Origin of the sequence: Pseudomonas sp. B6001, from assembly GCF_013386015.1 — a bacterium.
Classification (GTDB): domain Bacteria; phylum Pseudomonadota; class Gammaproteobacteria; order Pseudomonadales; family Pseudomonadaceae; genus Aquipseudomonas.
In genome coordinates this window covers 564,948-584,103 of the sequence record NZ_JACAOX010000002.1, presented here as the reverse complement: position 1 = coordinate 584,103, position 19,156 = coordinate 564,948, and the positions used below count along the sequence as shown (strand labels likewise).

At 62.0% G+C, this 19,156-nt stretch carries 12 protein-coding genes; 6 read left to right on the top strand and 6 right to left on the bottom strand.

From position 1 onward, the window contains the following. Window positions 1-83: 83 nt before the first annotated feature. Window positions 84-1,847 carry a cation:proton antiporter gene (locus tag HX821_RS05020; RefSeq protein ID WP_177035366.1) on the top strand — a complete coding sequence of 588 codons (1,764 nt, stop codon included), beginning with the start codon at window positions 84-86 and terminating at the stop codon, window positions 1,845-1,847. An 80-nt stretch (window positions 1,848-1,927) separates the two neighbouring features. On the opposite strand, the gene HX821_RS05015 is transcribed toward HX821_RS05020, so the two are convergent. The 3 genes from HX821_RS05015 to uvrD form a co-directional block, all read right to left on the bottom strand. Beyond that, a complete protein-coding gene (locus HX821_RS05015) occupies window positions 1,928-2,335 on the bottom strand; it encodes an SMI1/KNR4 family protein (RefSeq protein WP_003213456.1) in 408 nt (135 codons plus the stop codon). 136 nt (window positions 2,336-2,471) lie between these two features. Continuing rightward, a complete protein-coding gene (locus HX821_RS05010) occupies window positions 2,472-3,347 on the bottom strand; it encodes a Tim44 domain-containing protein (RefSeq protein WP_003213454.1) in 876 nt (291 codons plus the stop codon). A 191-nt stretch (window positions 3,348-3,538) separates the two neighbouring features. Beyond that, window positions 3,539-5,722, bottom strand: a complete 2,184-nt coding sequence (gene uvrD, locus HX821_RS05005; protein WP_003213452.1) for a DNA helicase II — start codon at window positions 5,720-5,722, stop codon at window positions 3,539-3,541. 279 nt (window positions 5,723-6,001) lie between these two features. On the opposite strand from uvrD, the gene HX821_RS05000 reads away from it, so the two are divergent. The 3 genes from HX821_RS05000 to HX821_RS31730 all read left to right on the top strand — a co-directional run bounded on the left by HX821_RS05000 (window position 6,002) and on the right by HX821_RS31730 (window position 10,324). Further along, the gene (locus tag HX821_RS05000; protein WP_008439498.1) at window positions 6,002-8,875 is read left to right on the top strand and encodes a GGDEF domain-containing phosphodiesterase; all 2,874 of its coding nucleotides are present in this window, start codon (window positions 6,002-6,004) and stop codon (window positions 8,873-8,875) included. Window positions 8,876-9,037: 162 nt separating this feature from the next. Beyond that, on the top strand, window positions 9,038-9,904 hold the full coding sequence (hexR, locus tag HX821_RS04995) for a transcriptional regulator HexR (RefSeq protein WP_003213447.1): 867 nt from the start codon (window positions 9,038-9,040) through the stop codon (window positions 9,902-9,904). Window positions 9,905-10,126: 222 nt separating this feature from the next. Then, entirely contained in the window at window positions 10,127-10,324 is a 198-nt protein-coding gene (locus HX821_RS31730) for a PA3496 family putative envelope integrity protein (RefSeq protein ID WP_003213445.1), read from the top strand. On the opposite strand, the gene HX821_RS04990 is transcribed toward HX821_RS31730, so the two are convergent. Next, window positions 10,254-11,228, bottom strand: coding sequence for a LysR family transcriptional regulator (locus HX821_RS04990; protein ID WP_177035365.1), 975 nt, complete (start codon window positions 11,226-11,228; stop codon window positions 10,254-10,256). The two genes, HX821_RS31730 and HX821_RS04990, sit on opposite strands and share 71 nt — an antisense overlap. A 194-nt stretch (window positions 11,229-11,422) precedes the next feature. Here HX821_RS04990 and HX821_RS04985 point away from each other — a divergent pair, with 194 nt between their 5' ends. Both HX821_RS04985 and oadA read left to right on the top strand, forming a co-directional pair. Beyond that, window positions 11,423-12,838 (top strand): acetyl-CoA carboxylase biotin carboxylase subunit, encoded by a 1,416-nt coding sequence (locus HX821_RS04985; RefSeq protein ID WP_003213442.1) that lies wholly within the window; start codon window positions 11,423-11,425, stop codon window positions 12,836-12,838. An 11-nt stretch (window positions 12,839-12,849) separates the two neighbouring features. Further along, the gene (oadA, locus tag HX821_RS04980; RefSeq protein WP_102370189.1) at window positions 12,850-14,658 is read left to right on the top strand and encodes a sodium-extruding oxaloacetate decarboxylase subunit alpha; all 1,809 of its coding nucleotides are present in this window, start codon (window positions 12,850-12,852) and stop codon (window positions 14,656-14,658) included. A 70-nt stretch (window positions 14,659-14,728) separates the two neighbouring features. On the opposite strand, the gene HX821_RS04975 is transcribed toward oadA, so the two are convergent. Both HX821_RS04975 and HX821_RS04970 read right to left on the bottom strand, forming a co-directional pair. Then, window positions 14,729-16,057, bottom strand: a complete 1,329-nt coding sequence (locus HX821_RS04975; RefSeq protein ID WP_177035364.1) for an autotransporter domain-containing protein — start codon at window positions 16,055-16,057, stop codon at window positions 14,729-14,731. A 111-nt stretch (window positions 16,058-16,168) separates the two neighbouring features. Next, window positions 16,169-19,141 carry an autotransporter domain-containing protein gene (locus tag HX821_RS04970; protein ID WP_177035363.1) on the bottom strand — a complete coding sequence of 991 codons (2,973 nt, stop codon included), beginning with the start codon at window positions 19,139-19,141 and terminating at the stop codon, window positions 16,169-16,171. Window positions 19,142-19,156: the final 15 nt, after the last annotated feature.

Sequence of the window (19,156 nt, the reverse complement as noted above, 5' to 3'; positions counted from 1 at the left end):
TTTTCTTTCCGTTCATTGCGACCTTTCGGGGTGCATGCGTGGAAATGGGAAAAGCGCCAGTACCCCTCAAGGAGCCCCTCGCCATGCACGCCATCAGCTTTATCCAGGACCTGGCCGTGATCATGCTGGTGGCCGGGGTGGTGACGATCCTGTTCCATCGGCTCAAGCAGCCGGTGGTGTTGGGGTATATCGTCGCCGGCTTCATCATCGGCCCGCACACCCCACCGTTTGGCCTGATCCACGACGAAGACACGATCAAGACCCTGGCCGAGCTTGGGGTGATCTTCCTGATGTTCTGCCTGGGCCTTGAGTTCAGCCTGCGCAAGCTGTTCAAGGTTGGCGCCACCGCCTTTATCGCGGCGTTCCTCGAAATCATCCTGATGATCTGGATCGGCTACGAAATCGGCCGCTGGTTCGACTGGAACACCATGGACTCGCTGTTCCTGGGCGCGATCCTGGCGATTTCCTCGACCACCATCATCGTCAAGGCGCTCAATGACCTGAAGATGAAAAACCAGCGCTTTGCCCAGCTGATTTTCGGGGTGCTGATCGTCGAAGACATCCTCGGCATCGGCATCATCGCCTTGCTGTCGAGCATTGCCGTCAGCGGCACGGTCAGCTCCGGCGAGGTGTTCTCCACCGTCGGCAAGCTCTCGCTGTTCATGATTGTCGCACTGGTGATCGGGATTTTGCTGGTGCCACGCCTGCTGGAGTACGTGGCCAAATTCGAAAGCAACGAGATGCTGCTGATCACCGTGCTGGGCCTGTGCTTCGGTTTCTGCCTGTTGGTGGTCAAGCTGGAATACAGCATGGTGCTGGGGGCATTCCTGATCGGCGCGATCATGGCTGAATCCCGGCAATTGCTGAAGATTGAGCGCCTGATCGAACCGGTTCGCGACATGTTCAGCGCGATCTTCTTTGTCGCCATTGGTTTGATGATCGACCCGCAGATCCTCCTGCAATACGCCTGGCCGATTGCGGTGATTACCTTGGCCGTGGTGCTGGGCAAGATGTTGTCCTGTGGGTTGGGGGCGTTTATTGCGGGTAACGATGGCCGCACTTCATTGCGAGTGGGGATGGGGCTGTCACAGATCGGCGAATTTTCATTCATCATCGCCGCGCTGGGGATGACGTTGCAGGTCACCAGCGACTTCCTGTATCCGGTGGCGGTGGCTGTTTCTGCGATTACCACACTGCTCACACCCTATCTGATCCGTGGCGCAGACCCGCTGTCGCTGAAGATTGCCGCAGTGATGCCCAAGCGCATGAGCCGGGTGTTCGGGATGTATGGCGAGTGGCTGCGCAGCATTCAGCCCCAGGGCGAGGGTGCGATGCTGGCGTCGATGATCCGCAAGATCATTCTGCAGGTGGGGGTGAACCTGGCGCTGGTGGTGGCGATCTTCTTTGCCGGCAGCTTTTTCGCGGCGCGTATTGGCAGCTACCTGGAAGGCTGGGTCAGCGATCCGAGCTGGCAGAAGGCATTGATCTGGGGTGGGGCGTTGCTGCTGTCGCTGCCGTTTTTGATTGCGGCGTACCGCAAGCTCAAGGCGCTGTCGATGCTGCTGGCGGAGATGAGCGTGAAGCCGGAAATGGCCGGGCGCCACACTCAGCGCGTGCGCCGGGTGATCGCCGAAGTGATCCCGATTCTTTCGCTGCTGGTGATTTTCCTGCTATTGGCAGCCTTGTCGGCCAGTATCCTGCCGACCAACAAGTTGCTGGTGCTGATCGCCGTGGTGACGGCCGCGGTGGCCGCCGTGCTCTGGCGCTGGTTCATCCGCGTGCATACGCGGATGCAGGTCGCCTTGCTGGAGACCCTGGATAACCATAAGGATACGCCGGAGCACTGAGTGGGTCGCAGAGGGCTGCTTCGCAGCCCAGCGCGAGCTAGCTCGCTCGCCACAACAAGCGCCCTCGGCACACAGGGGTCTCAGCTTTCCAGCCAGACGTCTCGTGCCCAGTGCCACACCGATTCCCAGGTTTCTTCGGTGACGAGCTCTTCTTCGCCGGACCACAGCACCACGGTGCCGTCTTCCTCGACGCAGTAGTAGTCGTCGCCGTCCTGGCAGATCGGGATCATGCTGCGGTCAACACCGGCATCCCAGGCGTTGGCGGCAACGTCCGGCAGGTAGGTGTGGGACTGTGGGTCGGTGACGGTCACCGGCTCCAGGCTGCCGTAGACCACATCGCTGACGGTCAGCAGAAATTCACGGAAGACGAACGGAATATCGATGAACAGTTGTTCCTCGATTTCCACCAGTTGATCTTCGTCAGGCAGCTCCAGAGGAACCGGTACCGGTTCGTTGGCTTCACGCAATTGTTCGATAACTTCTTCCACGGCCGGGATCCTCTTGCTAGATGGCGCGGTTTATAGGGGCGTTTTATACAGTAGCTCGCTATAAGTGCAACCGTGAAATAGAAAACCCCGGACAAGTCCGGGGTTTTTGTTACTGCGTACTCAAAGCGGGCAGGGATCAGCCGTTCTGGCGGATACCGGCGACCAGCCAAGGCTGGTTTTCGCCTTGTGGGCGCTCCATGTTCCAGCTTTCGCTGAACACTTCGCCCTGGTCGAAACGCGAGGTCTTTGACACACCGCTGAAGGTCAGGGTGGCGATGGTCTTGTCGGCGCGGTCATCCACACCTTCAAGCTGCACTTTCAGGTCGTCGATGTAGGTCGACTGGAAGCCGTCGCCCAGGTCGGCACGTTCGCGCTTGAGGAACTCCAGCAGTTGCGGGGTCACGAACTCGGCGATCTTGTCCATTTCGTTGGCGTCCCAGTGTTGCTGCAGGGACTGGAAGTGGCTGCGGGCCGCTTCGACGAAGCGCTCTTCGTTGAACCAGGCGGGTGCGTTGATCACCGGACGAGCGGCGGCAGGAGCAGCCGAACCGCCGAAGATCGAACCCATGGCAGCAGGCTTTTGCTCGAACACTTCACGCTGCATCGGCGCGCCGGCTGGAGCCATGTGCTCCTGTTGCTTGCGGCGACGGGCGGCGATAAAGCGGAAGATCAGGAAGGCGATGACCGCCATGATCAGGATGTCGAAGATCTGCATGCCCTGGAAGCCGCCGCCCATGAACATGGAGGCGAGCAGGCCGCCGGCCGCGATACCGGCCAGAGGGCCCAACCAGCGCGAAGCACCGCCAGCCTTGGCAGCAGCGCCTGCGGCACCGGCAGCGCCAGCGGTCGCAGCTGCGCCGCCCATGCCGCCGCCGGATGGGGCCATTTGGCTGGTCTGGTGGCTCGGCGCCGAGCCCATGGATTTGCCGCCACCGAAGCGCTTGGCGTTGGCGTCGAGGCTCATCGTCAGGCCGATGCACAACGCCATGGCGATGCTAAGAAAACGTTTCATAAAGGGAATTCCCATTTGTGGATTGCACGCGCGCCATGTTGCACAGGTGTGATGTCAGTGGCTAGCGGCATAGTGTTTCGGGCTTTTGCGTAGGGCCAATACCGAATCGTCTGTAGGACTTATTACAGATATTGGCCCCACCGCTGCCAAATACAAGGGTGGGGCAACATCCTTCATGTTCTACAGTTGTTTCAGATTGCTTCGAGCTTGGCGTAGCCCATCATCAGCCACTTGCTGCCTTCGGCGAAGTTCACCTGCACCCTGGCCTGGGCACCGGCGCCTTCGAAGTTGAGGATCACGCCTTCGCCGAAGATCGCGTGCTTGACCTGCTGGCCAAGGCTGAACGGCGTCTCGGGGATTTCCGAACCAGCGAACATGCTGCTGGAGTTCTGCTGCTGGCCGCCGCCGAACGGTCGGCTGACGCTGTTGGACAGGCGCACTTCCTGAATCAGCCCTTTCGGCACCTCGCGTACGAAGCGCGACACCTTGTTGTAGGTCTCGCTGCCGTACAGGCGCCGGGTTTCGGCGTAGGTCATCACCAGGTTCTGCATCGCCCGGGTGATGCCCACGTAGGCCAGGCGGCGTTCCTCCTCAAGGCGGCCGGGTTCTTCCAGGCTCATCTTGTGGGGGAACAGGCCTTCTTCCATGCCCACCAGGAACACGTAGGGGAATTCCAAGCCCTTGGCACTGTGCAAGGTCATCAGCTGAATGCTGTCTTCATGCTCATCAGCCTGGGTGTCGCCGGCTTCCAGGGAAGCGTGGCCGAGGAATGCCGCCAGTGGCGTCAGGTCTTCGTCTTCTTCGGTGTTTTCGAACGCGCGGGCGGCGCTGACCAGTTCCTCAAGGTTTTCTACCCGGGCCTGGCCTTTCTCGCCTTTTTCCGCTTCGTGGTAGGCGATCAGGCCGGACTGCTCGATCACGGTCTGGGTCATCAGGTGCAGGGGCATTTCCATGCACTTGGCGGCCAGGTTCTCGATCAGCTCGACAAACACGCTCAAGGCACCGGCCGCACGGCCGGTCAGGCCCTTGTTGGCGATCAGCAGGCGCATCGCTTCCCACATCGACACATCGCTGTGGCGTGCGTGGTCGCGAATCGCCTCGACGGTCTTCTCGCCGATGCCGCGGGCCGGAATGTTGATCACCCGTTCCAGCGCCGCATCGTTGCCGCGACCTTCCAGCAAGCGCAGGTAGGCCATGGCGTTCTTGATTTCGGCACGTTCGAAGAAGCGCTGGCCACCATAGATGCGATACGGAATGCGCTCGCGCAGCAGGGCCTCTTCCAATACCCGTGATTGGGCGTTGGAGCGGTAGAGAATCGCGATATCGCTGCGGGCCAGGCCGGTTTTCAGGGCGCTTTCGATGGTTTCCACCACGTAGCGCGCTTCATCGTGTTCGTTGAAGGCGGCGTACAGGTTGATCGCTTCGCCTTCGCCGCCGTCGGTCCACAGCTCTTTGCCCAGGCGCCCGGTGTTGTTGGCGATCAGGGCGTTGGCGGCCTTGAGGATCCCGGCGGTGGAGCGGTAGTTCTGTTCCAGGCGGATGGTTTCGGCGTCCGGGAAGTCGTCGCTGTACTGGTAGATGTTCTCGATTTTCGCGCCGCGCCAGCCGTAGATCGACTGGTCGTCGTCGCCCACCACCATCAGGCTGTCGCCGCCCTTGGCCAGCAGGCGCAACCAGGCGTACTGCACGGCGTTGGTGTCCTGGAACTCGTCCACCAGGATGTGGCGGAAGCGTTTCTGGTAGTGCGCCAGCAAGCCCGGGTTGTCGCGCCACAAGTCGAGGGCGCGCAGCAGCAGTTCGGAGAAGTCGATGACGCCGGCGCGCTGGCAGGCCACTTCATAGGCTTCATAAATGCTGCGCATGGTGGCCAGGAACAGGTCGCCGCTGGCCTGGATATGTTGCGGGCGCAGGCCTTCATCTTTCTGGCCATTGATGAACCACTGGGCCTGACGGACCGGCCAGCGTTGTTCATCCAGGCCCAGCTCGCGGATCACCCGCTTGACCAGGCGTTGCTGGTCGTCGCTGTCGAGAATCTGGAAGGTCTGGCTCAGGCCGGCTTCCTGCCAATGCGCCCGCAACAGGCGGTGCGCCAGGCCGTGGAAGGTGCCCACCCACATGCCGGCCGGGCTGATGCCCATCAACTGCTCGATGCGATGACGCATCTCGGCAGCGGCCTTGTTGGTGAAGGTCACCGACAGGATGGAATGCGGTGAGGCGTTCTCGACCTGGATCAACCAGGCGATACGGTGCACCAGCACTCGGGTTTTACCGGAGCCAGCACCGGCCAGGACCAACTGACGGCCAACGGGGGCCGCTACGGCCTGGCGTTGGGCATCGTTGAGGGAGTTCAGCAAAAGAGAGAGATCATCGCGCATCGGCGCATTCTAGGGTGCCCGGGGGAGTCGGGCAAATCCCAATGCCGGGTGGTCACGGGAAAACTTCTGCGTCGACACAGGATAAGGCAACAATCTATTCACGGTGATGACCGGTCGGTCATCGCCCACAGCCCGCGCCCTGTCTCACTCAAGCTGTCTGGCTCCAAGGTTTGCGCCTGATTGTCGCGCTGTTTTTATGACTTGGGGCAGTTTGGCCCGAGCGTTTGCTTGTGTATGCTCCGTCGACGTTTCGGGCTCACCATTATAAGAACACTGCCTATGACCCTTAGCATTGACCTGGCGGGACCCTCCGTGGCGCCGGCGCAGGTTATCCGCAAGCACTACGCCATGGAGATGGCGGTGGAGCGCACGCGCCTGCTTTACCAAGGCTCCCTGCTGCCTACTTTATTAATGCTGGTGAATGGACTGGTCTGCGCCTGGTTGCTCTGGAGCCCGCAGCGCTATCTGCTGGACAGCATTTGGCTGGTATGGCTGCTGGCGCTGGTGGCCTTGCGGGTAATTCAGGTGGCGGCGTTCGATTCCGCCATGCCCAGCCGCCAGGCGCAGCCGATCTGGCGACGCATGTTCATGCTGGGCTCGGCCGTCAGCGGCTTGACGCTGGCCAGTGCTGCCATCGCCCTGGTACCGGTGGACAGCTTTGCGCAACAGGCCTGGGTGTTCGGCCTGCTCGGCGCGGCGACCTTGTCCGCCAGTGTGGCCTATGCCGTCAGTCTGCCGGCTTTCCTGTCGTTTGCCGTGCCCTGCCTGGTGCCGGCCATCCTCTATTTATTCTGGAGCGGCGACCCGCAACAGCAAGGCTGGGGTTGCCTGGGCCTGATTCTGCTGGCATCCCTGAGCCTGGTGGCATGGCAGGTCAATCGCCTGATCCAGCGCGGGCTGCTCAGGCGCTTCCAGAACCAGGCGTTGATCGAGCATCTGCAGCAAGCGCAACAACGCAGCGAGCAACTGAACCAGGAACTGGTGCGTGAGGTGGAGCAGCGGCGCCAGGTCGAACAAGAGTTGCGCGAAGCACAGATCGGCCTGCAGCAACGCGTCGATCAGCGCAGTCAGGAACTGGACGCGGCCAGCCTGGCCCTGAGCAAAAGCGAGGCGCGTCTGGCCATGGCGCTGCAGGCCAGCGAACTGGGGCTGTGGGACTGGAACCTGCAAACCGATGAGGTCCACCACACCCAGCTCAAGGAGTTGTTCGGCCTGGAGCCGGAATACGTCACGGCGATGCTCAGCCACCTCAAGCCACGCCTGCACCCGGACGACTTGCCGCTGCTCAAGCGCGCGCTGGTGGAGCACCTTAAAGGCCGCAGCGAGGACTACCTGGTGGAATACCGGGTGCGCCATGGCGATGGCCATTGGGTATGGATCCAGGACCGTGGCCGCGCCGTGGAGCGCTCGCCCAGTGGACGCGTCACGCGGATGCTCGGCACCCGCCGCGACATCAGCGCCGGCAAGGTCCTGGAAGAACAGCAGCGCCTGGCATCGACGGTGTTCGAGGCGGCCAGCGAAGGCATTGTGATCCTCGACCCGGACTACGTGCTGATAGCCGTCAACCAGGCATTCAGCCGCGTTACCGGCTTCGACATTGACGACATGATCGGGCGCAATGTCGTGGAGCTGCCCAGCAGCCGCGACGCACGGCGCCACTTCCCGGTGATCCGCCAGGCGTTGCTCAGCCACGGCACCTGGCAGGGCGAGCTCGTGGAAACCCGCAAGAACGGCGAACTCTACCCGCAATGGCTACAACTGAATGTAGTCCGGGATATTCGGGGAAATGTCAGCCATATCGTGGGTTTCTTCGCTGATCTGTCCGCGCGGCGCGAATCCGAGGAGCGCATGCGCTACCTCACGCACTACGACGAATTGACCGGGCTGGCCAACCGCTCGCTGTTCCGCGAGCGGTTGCGCGAAGCCCATCAGCGGGTGCGCCAGGGTGGCCGCAGCCTGGCTTTACTGCATATCAACCTGGACCGTTTCAAGCTGCTCAACGACAGCCTCGGGCATGAAGTGGCCGACCAGTTGTTGCAGAAAATGGCCCGCCGCTTGATCAACGCCTTGCCCGAAGCCGACACCATAGCGCGGCTCTCTGGCGATGAATTCGCCGTGCTGTTCGACGCCTACGGCAACCTGTCGAGCCTGGCGCGGGTGGCCACGCGGTTGCTGGCCAAGTTGCGGGTGCCGGTGACGGTGGAAGGGCACGAGCTGGTGGTCAGTGCCTCAATGGGCGTCAGCCTGTTGCCCGACAATGCGCGGGAAATATCCGCGCTGGTCAGCCAGTCGAACATGGCCATGCAGCACGCCAAGCACCTGGGCGGTAATAACTTCCAGTTCTACACCGACAGCCTGCAGGCCAGCACCCTGGAACGTTTGCAGCTGGAAAACCAGCTGCGCAAGGCGATTGATGAGCGCCAGCTTACGGTGTTCTACCAACCCAAACTGTGCCTGGCCAGTGGCAAGCTGAATGCGGCCGAAGCATTGATTCGTTGGGAACATCCGCAGTGGGGCATGGTGCCGCCCGGCGACTTTATCGGGCTGGCCGAAGAAACCGGCCTGATCGTGCCGCTGGGGGAGTTCGTGTTGCGCCAGGCGTGCTGGCAGGCTTGTGAATGGCAACGCCAGGGGCTGGCGCCGATTCGGGTGTCGGTCAACCTGTCGGTGCACCAACTGCGCCAGGGCAAGCTGATCAGCCTGGTGCGCCAGGTGCTGGAAGAAACCGGGCTCGATCCGCAATACCTGGAGCTGGAACTGACCGAAAGCCAGCTGCTCGACAGCGTCGAGCACATCATCTCGACCTTCCAGCAACTGCGCGACCTGGGAGTGAAGCTGGCGATTGATGATTTTGGCACCGGTTACTCATCCCTCAGTTACCTCAAGCGCATCCCCGTGGACTACGTGAAGATCGACCAGACGTTCATTCGTGGCCTGGGCCAGGGACGCGAAGATGCCTCGATCACCCGCGCAATCATTGCCATGGCCCACGGGCTGTCGCTCAAGGTGGTGGCCGAGGGTGTGGAAGATCAGCAGCAGCTGGACTTTTTGCGGGATGAGCAATGCGACGAGGTGCAAGGCTATTTGATCAGTCGGCCGGTGGAAGCGGATGGCTTGGCGGATTTGTTACGAAAAAATGCCGATTTTCCATAGTTGAGCCCAAGCCGCACGCGGGGCTACATCGAGCCTGCCCGCTGAATCAGCGGGCAGCAGCGTGATTAAGTGATGCATCGAACGGGCAAATCGTTAATTCTTGTAGTATAACTACAAGCTTGCTACATCCCTGGCGTCTGCCAATAACAAGAGTCCAGCCCTTTGAACCTGTTGCAACATATCGCCCAGTCGCGCCACCTGTTACGCAAATCGGAACTCAAGGTTGCCGATCACGTGCTGCTTGACCCTGCGGCCGTGATGCACAGTTCCATGGCCGACCTGGCCCACAGCGTGGGCATCAGCGAGCCGACCATCGTGCGCTTCTGCCGCGCCATCGGTTGCTCCGGTTTCCAGGACTTGAAGCTCAAGCTGGCCCAGAGCCTGGCAGCGGGTGCGAGCTTTGGCCAGTTTGCGATCCACGAAGACGATTCCGTCGCCGACTACAGCCTGAAAATCTTCGACACCACCCTGCACACCCTGATGGAAGTGCGCGAAAAGCTCGACCCGGTGGAGCTGCAAAAAGCCGTGACCGCCATGTCCCAGGCCCAGCGCGTGGAATTCTATGGTTTCGGCGCGTCCGGCGCGGTGGCGGCGGATGCCCAGCACAAGTTCTTCCGTTTGCTGCTGACGGCGGCGGCCTACAGCGACCCGCACATGCAGGCGATGTCGGCGGTGACGTTGAAGCCCAGCGACGTGGCGATCTGCATTTCCCAGTCCGGCCGCTCCAAGGATTTGCTGATCACCGCCAACCTGGTGCGTGAAAGCGGCGCGACCCTGATTACCCTGTGCCCGAGCCAGACGCCATTGGCAGAGCTGTCGACCGTCAACCTGGCGATCGATGTGCACGAGGACACCGAGATCTACACGCCGCTGACCTCGCGTATCGCCCACCTGGTGGTGATCGACGTGCTGGCGATGGGCGTGGCCATGGCGCGCGGCCCGAGCCTGGTCAACCACCTCAAGAGCGTGAAGCGCAGCTTGCGCAGCCTTCGGTTGTCACCCAAGTCCGTAAAAGCCCTCGACGACTGATAGTTTGTACGCGGACCAATTGTGGGAGCGGGCTTGCTCGCGAATGCGGAGTGTCAGTCACTGAATATGCTGGCTGGCCCACCGCATTCGCGAGCAAGCCCGCTCCCACATTTTGATTGGGTCCTGCCCCGCAAGATTCATCGTCCTGTCATCCCCATGCCGCTAAACCGTCATTGCCCGAGCCCATCCTGAACTCCCCTTACTCGCATTGGGAGACTCGAAATGGCTCGGCAATACGAAGAAAGCAACAGCACCGTCAAGACCCGCCGCCAGCAGGAAGACCAGCGCCGCATGGCCTTCCGTCGCGCAATTGAAGACCGCTGCGATCAGCGTCAATTGCAACAGAGCATCAGTGACTATCCAGAACTCCACTGGCAGGCACCCGCGGCTGCCCAGCGAAGCGTTCAGCCAGCGCGCTGATCTGTAGTCGCTCGCTGCGGATAAAGCCCAGGAATGCATGGGCCACCGGTGACAGGCGCTTGGCCTTGGCCTGCACCAGGCACCAGCTGCGGTACAGCGGCAGTTCTTCCACCGGCAGCTCCCTGAGCCCGCCGGTGGCCAGTTCCAGGTTGACCGCGTGGCGCGTCAGCAGCGCCACGCCCAACCCGGCGGTCACGCACTCGCGCTGCGCCTCGGCCGAAGACACTTCCACCGTCTGGGTGAAGTGCACGCGCTTCTCCTTGAAATACTCCTCGCACGCCATCCGCGTGCCGGACCCCGGCTCGCGCAACAGCAGCGTGTAAGGCTCAAGGTCCTGCAGGCGCAACGGCCCTTGATGACTCAGCGGATGATCGTGGGGCGCCACCGCGACAATCGGGTTGTTCAGGAACGGCAGGAATTCCAGGCCCATGTCCTGGGGCACCATCGACATGATCACCAGGTCGTCGCGGTTGTCTGAAAGCCGGCGAATCACCTGGGCGCGGTTGACCACCGTCAGGTGCAGGTTGACCTCCGGATGCTGGCGCTTGAAGGCGGCAAACAGGTGCGGCACGAAGTACTTGGCGCTGGATTCCACCGCCAGTTTCAGCTGGCCCTGCAACGAGCCCTGCATGTCGGAGAGCTGCATATCGAGGTTTTCCAGGCGGCCGAAAATGTCCCGGCTGGCCCGTTGCAAGGCTTCAGCAGCTTCAGTCATATAGAGCTTTTTGCCGACGTAATCGAACAATGGCTGGCCCAGCAGCTCTTCCAGCTGCTTGATTTGTAGGCTAACGGCCGGTTGCGTGAGGGACATTTCCTCGGCTGCGCGGCTGTAGGAACGCAAATCACAGACTTCATTGAAAATCTGCAATTGACGCAATGTCATACGCATCAATGACTTACGCATAGTTCAAACACTCCCGCCGACCCTTGATGCGACGACTATAAGTCTTTGCTTATACACAACCCAATAATTATTGATTTTTGTTAATCCCTGCAGGGGCATAGTGTGTGTCACGCGACTGCCATGAAACATTTGGTCACGCGCCGACCCGCTTCCAGGGTCGAAGTAGGTAGCAATCGGCTCAAGGGAATTTCCAAGTGATAAAAAAGATCCTGATCGCCAACCGTGGTGAGATTGCCGTACGTATCGTGCGTGCCTGCGCCGAGATGGGCATTCGTTCGGTCGCGGTCTATTCCGATGCCGATCGCCATGCCCTGCATGTAAAGCGTGCAGATGAAGCCCACAGCATCGGTGCCGAGCCATTGGCCGGTTACCTGAACCCGCGCAAGCTGGTGAACCTGGCGGTGGAAACCGGTTGCGACGCGCTGCACCCCGGCTACGGCTTCCTCTCGGAAAACGCCGAGCTGGCAGATATTTGCGCCGAACGTGGGATCAAGTTCATCGGCCCATCGGCCGAAGTGATTCGCCGCATGGGCGACAAGACCGAAGCCCGCCGCAGCATGATCAAGGCCGGTGTGCCGGTCACCCCGGGCACCGAAGGCAACGTTGCCGACATCGCCGAAGCCCTCACCGAAGGCGACCGCATTGGTTACCCGGTGATGCTCAAGGCCACCTCCGGTGGTGGCGGTCGCGGTATCCGTCGCTGCAACAGCCGTGAAGAACTCGAACAAGCCTTCCCCCGGGTAATTTCCGAAGCCACCAAGGCCTTCGGTTCGGCGGAAGTGTTCCTGGAAAAATGCATCGTCAATCCCAAGCACATCGAGGCGCAGATCCTCGGTGACAGCTTCGGCAATGTGGTGCACCTGTTCGAGCGCGATTGCTCGATCCAGCGCCGTAACCAGAAGCTGATCGAAATCGCCCCAAGCCCCCAGCTGACCCCTGAACAGCGCGCCTACATCGGCGACCTGTCGGTGCGCGCGGCCAAGGCCGTGGGCTACGAGAACGCCGGCACCGTGGAGTTCCTGCTCGCCGAGGGCGAGGTGTACTTCATGGAGATGAACACCCGGGTGCAGGTGGAACACACCATTACCGAAGAAATCACCGGCATCGACATTGTGCGTGAGCAGATCCGCATTGCGTCGGGCCTGCCGCTGTCGGTCAAGCAGGAAGACATTCAGCACCGGGGTTTTGCGTTGCAGTTCCGCATCAACGCCGAAGACCCGAAGAACAACTTCCTGCCCAGCTTCGGCAAGATCACCCGTTACTACGCACCCGGCGGTCCCGGCGTGCGTACCGACACGGCGATCTACACCGGCTACACCATCCCGCCGTTCTACGACTCGATGTGCCTGAAGCTGGTGGTGTGGGCGTTGACCTGGGAAGAAGCCATGGACCGCGGCCTGCGCGCCCTGGACGACATGCGCCTGCAAGGCGTGAAGACCACCGCCGCCTATTACCAGGAAATCCTGCGCAACCCGGAATTCCGCAGCGGCCAGTTCAACACCAGTTTTGTGGAAAGCCACCCTGAGCTGACCAACTACTCGATCAAGCGCAAACCCGAAGAGCTGGCCCTGGCCATCGCCGCCGCCATCGCCGCCCACGCAGGCCTGTGAGGAATATAAGAATGAGCAAGAAGATCTTCGTAACCGACACCATCCTGCGCGACGCCCACCAATCGTTGCTGGCAACCCGCATGCGCACCGACGACATGCTGCCGATCTGCGACAAGCTCGACAAAGTCGGCTACTGGTCCCTGGAAGTCTGGGGCGGCGCGACCTTCGACGCCTGCGTACGCTTCCTGAAAGAAGACCCGTGGGAGCGCCTGCGCAAACTGCGCGCGGCGTTGCCCAACACGCGCCTGCAAATGCTGCTGCGTGGCCAGAACCTGTTGGGCTACCGCCACTACAGCGACGATGTGGTCAAAGCCTTCGTCGCCAAGGCCGCTGTCAACGGTATCGACGTGTTCCGCATCTTCGACGCGATGAACGACGTGCGTAACCTGCGAGTGGCCATCGAAGCGGTAAAAGCCGCCGGCAAACATGCCCAGGGCACCATCGCCTACACCACCAGCCCGGTGCACACCATCGAGGCGTTCGTGGCCCAGGCCAAGCAAATGGAAGCCATGGGTTGCGACTCGGTGGCGATCAAGGACATGGCCGGCCTGCTGACGCCATACGCCACCGGCGAGCTGGTCAAGGCGCTGAAGGCCGAGCAGAGTCTGCCGATCTTCATCCACTCCCACGACACTGCGGGCCTGGCTTCGATGTGCCAGCTCAAGGCCATTGAAAACGGTGCCGACCATATCGACACCGCCATCTCCAGCTTCGCCTGGGGCACCAGCCACCCGGGTACCGAGTCGATGGTCGCGGCCCTCAAAGGCAGCGAATTCGACACCGGCCTCAGCCTGGAACTGCTGCAGGAAATCGGTTTGTACTTCTACGCTGTGCGCAAGAAGTACCACCAGTTCGAAAGCGAATTCACCGCCGTCGACACCCGCGTGCAAGTCAACCAGGTACCGGGCGGGATGATTTCCAACCTGGCCAACCAGCTGAAAGAGCAGGGCGCGCTGAACCGCATGAGCGAAGTGCTGGCCGAAATCCCGCGGGTTCGTGAAGACCTTGGCTTCCCGCCGCTGGTCACCCCGACTTCGCAGATCGTCGGTACCCAGGCGTTCTTCAACGTGCTGGCCGGCGAGCGCTACAAGACCATCACCAACGAAGTGAAGCTGTACCTGCAAGGCGGCTACGGCAAGGCGCCGGGCACCGTGAATGAAAAACTGCGGCGCCAGGCCATCGGCAGCGAAGAGGTGATCGACCATCGCCCGGCAGATCTGCTGAAGCCGGAAATGACCAAGTTGCGCGGCGAAATCGGCGCGTTGGCCAAGTCCGAAGAAGACGTACTGACCTACGCGATGTTCCCGGACATCGGGCGCAAATTCCTTGAAGAGCGCGACGCTGGCACCTTGAGCCCTGAAGTGCTGTTGCCGATTCCTGAAGCCGGCGGCGTGGCCCGTGCCGGTGGTGAAGGTGTGCCGACCGAGTTCGTGATCGACGTGCACGGCGAAAGCTATCGCGTGGACATCACCGGGGTGGGCGTCAAGGCCGAAGGCAAGCGCCACTTCTACCTGTCCATCGACGGCATGCCGGAAGAAGTGGTGTTCGAGCCGCTCAACGAGTTTGTCAGCAGTGGCGGCAGCAAGCGCAAGCACGCCACCGCGCCAGGCCATGTCAGCACGGCGATGCCGGGCAACATCGTCGACGTGCTGGTCAAGGAAGGCGACGTGGTGAAGGCCGGCCAGGCTGTGTTGATCACTGAAGCGATGAAGATGGAGACCGAAGTACAGGCGTCGATCGCCGGCAAGGTCACCGCCGTACACGTGGCCAAGGGCGACCGGGTCAACCCGGGTGAAATCCTGATTGAAATCGAAGGCTGATCAACAGCCTTCGAAACTACCGCTTAATCCTCGGGGGGGCATGTGCCCCCTTTTTTTTCGCCCGCAATAATCAGAACGCCAGGGTCCACTCGCCCAGCAAACCCTGGTTACTGCTGTGGGTGCCGACCTCGGCGGTATAGGCCAGGCCCACGGTGTGCCGGGTCGACAGCGCCAGGTCCACTCCGGTGTGCAGCGCCAGGCTGTCGCGGTCCAGGGAGGTGCCTTCGATGGTGAAGTCACTGTTGAAGCCCGGCCGTTTTACCCACGCGGAGGACTGGCGCACGGTGCTGCTCACGTCACCGTAGAGGTGCTTCCAGCCTGTGCTCAGGTGCGGCTTGAGGGCCATTTGGTTGTCCAGCGTGAAGGCACTGGCCAGGCGCAAGCCGAAGGTGCTGCTGAGGTTTTCCTGGGTCTGGGCGCCGACATTCAGCGCTGTAAAGCCGCCTTTTTCCTTGTAGCGGTCGCGGTGATAGCGCTGGTAGCCGATCCCCGCATAGGGTTCGACGCTGAAACTGCCCTTGTCCAGTTGATAGCCCAGCTCGGCGAAAGCGTTCTGGCTTTGGGCGTTGTATTTGCCTTTGGACTGCTCGCGGCGCTCAACGAAATCAAAGTCTACGGTGCGTTGGGTTTGGCCGGCATGGCTGCTGTAGATCGCCCCCAGGCGCAGTGCAAGGGGGCCGTCCTGACGCACGGCGTAACCGCCGAGGTGCCAGCTGTCCAATTCGCCCTTGAAGCGTTTGGCGTTCAGGTCGCTGGCGGACTTGGCGCCCATCACACCCACCCGCCAGGCATCGTCCACTGCCCAGTCGCCGCCCAGCATCAGGCCTTGGGTGTGTTGCTGCAGGCCCACGCTACCGTGCTGTCCTTCAAGCTTGCCAGCGTTGCCCAGGGCCTGGAGCCATACGTGGCCATTGCCTTCGGCATCCGTAAGGTTGCGTTCGTCGCCTGTCCGGCGCATGACTGAAAGCAGGCTGCTGTTGAGCTGTTTCATGCTGTCTTGAGTGGCGGCGCCAAGGTTGGCGTTCTGGCTGCCTGCCAGCTGCTCCAGAACTGCACCCACACGGCCCGGTGCCAGCCTGCCAAGTTCCCGGGCGATATTGTCCAGTTCGTACTCCTCCCAGTCATTGAGTTCGCCCGACTTGATGAGGGTGTCCACGGCAGAGTCCAGTACGCGGGCAACCTGCTGGCCGTTACGGGTGGTGGCGTGGTCGGTAAAGTAAAAGTCGGGAGTGGGCTTGGGTGGCTTGGGGCGCTGATGGCCTTGCTGGCCGACCTCTGGCGCCGGGATGAACCACTCGCTGTCTGGATCGATGTCCCCTCGCGCCTGGACGAATTGAGCGTTGGTGGCACCCAGCGCGAAGGTGATGGCGAGTGCGAGTTGTTTCTGAAGGAGTGGCATGCAGGTCCGACCTCTTGATGTATGAGGTCGGGAAATCTAGCGGGGTAAAGGGCGGATAAATGTCAGGCCATCCACCCTTTGCCTGCCAGAGATGTCTCTAGTGGGCCGCGATTAAAAACTCATCTGCCATTGCCCGATCAGCCCGTGATTGCGGCTGTTACTGCCTATTTCGCCGCTGTAGCCCACGCCGAGGGTATGGCGTGCCGACAGGCCTACATCCAGCCCGGCTTCCAGCAACAGGCTGTCGCGGTCCAGGGCGCTGCCTTCGACGTTGAACGCGGTGCCGCCCATCAGGAAGGCCTGGCGGGTGCTGCTGTCCACGTCGCCGTAGGTGTGCTTCCAGCCGGCGCTGACCCGCGGTGTGAGACTGATGCCGTTGTCCAGCTGGCTCAAGTGCGCCAGGCGCAGGCCGAAGGTGCTGCTGAAATTGTCCTGGGTTTGCCCGTCGACATGCAGGGCGGCGGCGCCGCCTTTTTCGTTGTAGCTGTCGCGGTGGTAGCGCTGGTAGCCGAGGTTGGCGAACGGCTCGGCGCTCAGGCGCCCGCTGCCCATGGCATAACCCAGTTCGGCGAAGGCTTGTTGGCTGTCGGCGTCGTAGTCACCTTTGGGCCGATCGTTGAAACCGTCAAAGGCCACCGTACGTTTACTGTCTCCCTGGTGCCCGCTGTACGCAGCACCCAGGCGCAAGGCCAGCGGTCCGCTCTGGCGCATGGCGTAGACGCCGGCGTGCCAGCTGTCGACGCTGCCGTCGACGCCGGTGGTGTCCAGGTCGGTCTTCGAATAACCGCCCAGCACGCCCACGCGCCAGTCCGAATCGAGCGCCCAATCGGCCCCCAGCACGCTGCCTTTGGTGCGCTGGGTCAGGCCATTGCTGCCGTGGTCGCCGTCGAGCTCGCCGTAGCTGCCGATGCCTTGCAGCCACAGGCGGCCCCGGGCATTGGGATCGTTGAGGTTGCGGGCTTCGGCGGGTACGCCGGTGGCGGCCAGTACGGGGGTGTCTTTTTGATCAAGGCCCACCAGCAGTCCGGCACCGCCGCCCAGTTGGTGCATGGCGTTCAACATGCTGTTGCCGACCTGGGCGCTGGCGCCGAGGGTGGCACTGGTCAGGTTGGCGGTGCTGCTGCCGGCCAATTGCTCGATGGCGGCACCGGCGCTGCTGTTGGTGGTGTTGAGCAAGGCGTTGTACAACGCGTTGTTCTTGCCCAGGCTCGCCAGGGCGTTGGCGGCGCGGGTGCCGTTGCCGGTGTTGGCGAACTGATTGAACGCCACGTCATTGCGGGAATAGGTCAGGCCGACCTGGGTAGGGCTGTAATCCAGTGTGGGGGTGAGGAAGGCATAGTCGCTGGTGACCTTGCCGAACGTGCCATTGATGCTGCCGGCCTGCAGTACCGTGTAGTGGCTCTGCCACGGGTAGGTGCCGGTGCCGGGATTGACCGCCAGGGTCGCGCCATTCAGGTACGCGGTGCCGCCGACCTGGACCGGTGCGCTGCTGCCGTCGGCGTTCACGCCATAGGCCAGGGTCGAGCCGCTGGTCATCGTCAGGTCGCGGGTGATGCTGGCGGTGCCGAGGGCGGTGCTGGTCTGCAAGGTGCCTTTGACCAACAGGCTGCCGACACTGCCGCCACCGGCATAGATACCGCCTTCATCGACGGTCAGGTTGCCAGCGATCCCACCCTGGTTGATCAGCTTGGCGCCGCTGAAAATCTCGCCGCCGTCGCTGAAGTCGCCGCTGCCGGTGAGGGTCCAGGTGCCTTGCTTCACGTCCAGCCATTCGAAGTTGCGGCTGTCGCCGAAACTGCCGCCGGCGGCGTCGTCCATGATCACGCGGTCATATCCGGTGCCGCCATCCACCACGCCGACAAAGCGGCTGCCGCCGAGCAGGGTCAGCGTGTCATCGCCGCCGCCCAAATCCAGGGCGAGGCCGTTGCTGCCGCTGATCAAGCCGGCGTTGACCACCGTGTCGGCAAACTCGCCGACGAACTTCACGCCGAAGCCGTTCAGGCCCTGAATGGTGCCATGGTTGATCAGGGTGGTTGCAGCAAGTCCCGGGCCGTCGCTGCCGTCGTCCACCAGCACCGCGTTGTTGGCACCGCTTACCAATGCACCCACGCCGTTGAACACATAGCCACCACCGAGGGCGATGCCTTCGCTGCCGTTGGCAAAGCCGTTCTTGTCGACACCACCGGCGCCGACGCCCTGGATGACTCCGTAGTTTTCGATGTGGGCAATCTTGTCGATGTCCACGCCGTCACCATCGCCGTCCGGCTGCAGTCCGGAGAATGCGCCGGTAATAGTGCCGTGGTTGATCACCGTGCCATCGCCGTCGGAACCAAAACCCGAGCCGTTGCGGCCGATTACCGTGCCGTAGTTGGTCAGCGTGGCGCCCAGGTCGGTGGTGATGCCGTGGCGGCCGCCGGAGATGAGGCCGTAGTTGGTGACGGTCACGCCAGTAGCGGAGTCGATGTCGACGCCGTCGAATTTGTCATCGCGCGAGTGGGTGTCGCCGGTGGAAATCTCGCCGTAGTTGGTGATCGTAGCGTTGCCGCCGGTCTTCATGCCGTCGCTGGCGTCACCGCGAATCAGCCCGCCCTGGCGGTTGATGATAGTGGTGGTGACGTTGGAGCTGCGGATCGCATCCAGGTCCAGCCCTTGGCCGGTGGCGGAGCGAATGGTGCCGTTGTTGTCGATCAACAGGCTGCCGCTGGCGAAGTTGCTGTCGATGCGCAGCGCGTCGTTGGCGCCCTGGATCACACCGCCTGCGCGGTTGTAGATGGTGTAGTTGCGAGCGGCGGTGAGGTCGCCGCTGCTGTCGATTCCGCGGCCGCCAGTGGAGGCGATAGTGCCCGAGTTATCGATCCGCACGCCGTTGCCGCTGGTGCCGTCTTTCAAGGTCACCGCGACTTTGGAGGTGGTGATACTGCCCGGTGCCGAAATCGTCAACGAGTCACTGCCACCCAGGGTTTGCCCGGTGGTGGTGGGCGTGTCGATCTGCAGCGTCTTGGTTGGCGTGGGCGCCGCATCGACAAAACCGCTGCTGACCAGCAGGCCGAGAGTGAGCGCAAGGCGCTGGGGCGAAGGGGGCATGGCGGGCGACCTTGT

Bases quoted from the DNA above. Each gene is read 5' to 3' on its own strand.
- HX821_RS05020 (WP_177035366.1), top strand. From the start codon at position 84: ATGCACGCCATCAGCTTTATCCAGGACCTGGCCGTGATCATGCTGGTG.
- HX821_RS05010 (WP_003213454.1), bottom strand. From the start codon at position 3,347: ATGAAACGTTTTCTTAGCATCGCCATGGCGTTGTGCATCGGCCTGACG.
- uvrD (WP_003213452.1), bottom strand. From the start codon at position 5,722: ATGCGCGATGATCTCTCTCTTTTGCTGAACTCCCTCAACGATGCCCAA.
- HX821_RS05000 (WP_008439498.1), top strand. From the start codon at position 6,002: ATGACCCTTAGCATTGACCTGGCGGGACCCTCCGTGGCGCCGGCGCAG.
- HX821_RS31730 (WP_003213445.1), top strand. From the start codon at position 10,127: ATGGCTCGGCAATACGAAGAAAGCAACAGCACCGTCAAGACCCGCCGC.
- HX821_RS04990 (WP_177035365.1), bottom strand. From the start codon at position 11,228: ATGCGTAAGTCATTGATGCGTATGACATTGCGTCAATTGCAGATTTTC.
- oadA (WP_102370189.1), top strand. From the start codon at position 12,850: ATGAGCAAGAAGATCTTCGTAACCGACACCATCCTGCGCGACGCCCAC.
- HX821_RS04975 (WP_177035364.1), bottom strand. From the start codon at position 16,057: ATGCCACTCCTTCAGAAACAACTCGCACTCGCCATCACCTTCGCGCTG.
- HX821_RS04970 (WP_177035363.1), bottom strand. From the start codon at position 19,141: ATGCCCCCTTCGCCCCAGCGCCTTGCGCTCACTCTCGGCCTGCTGGTC.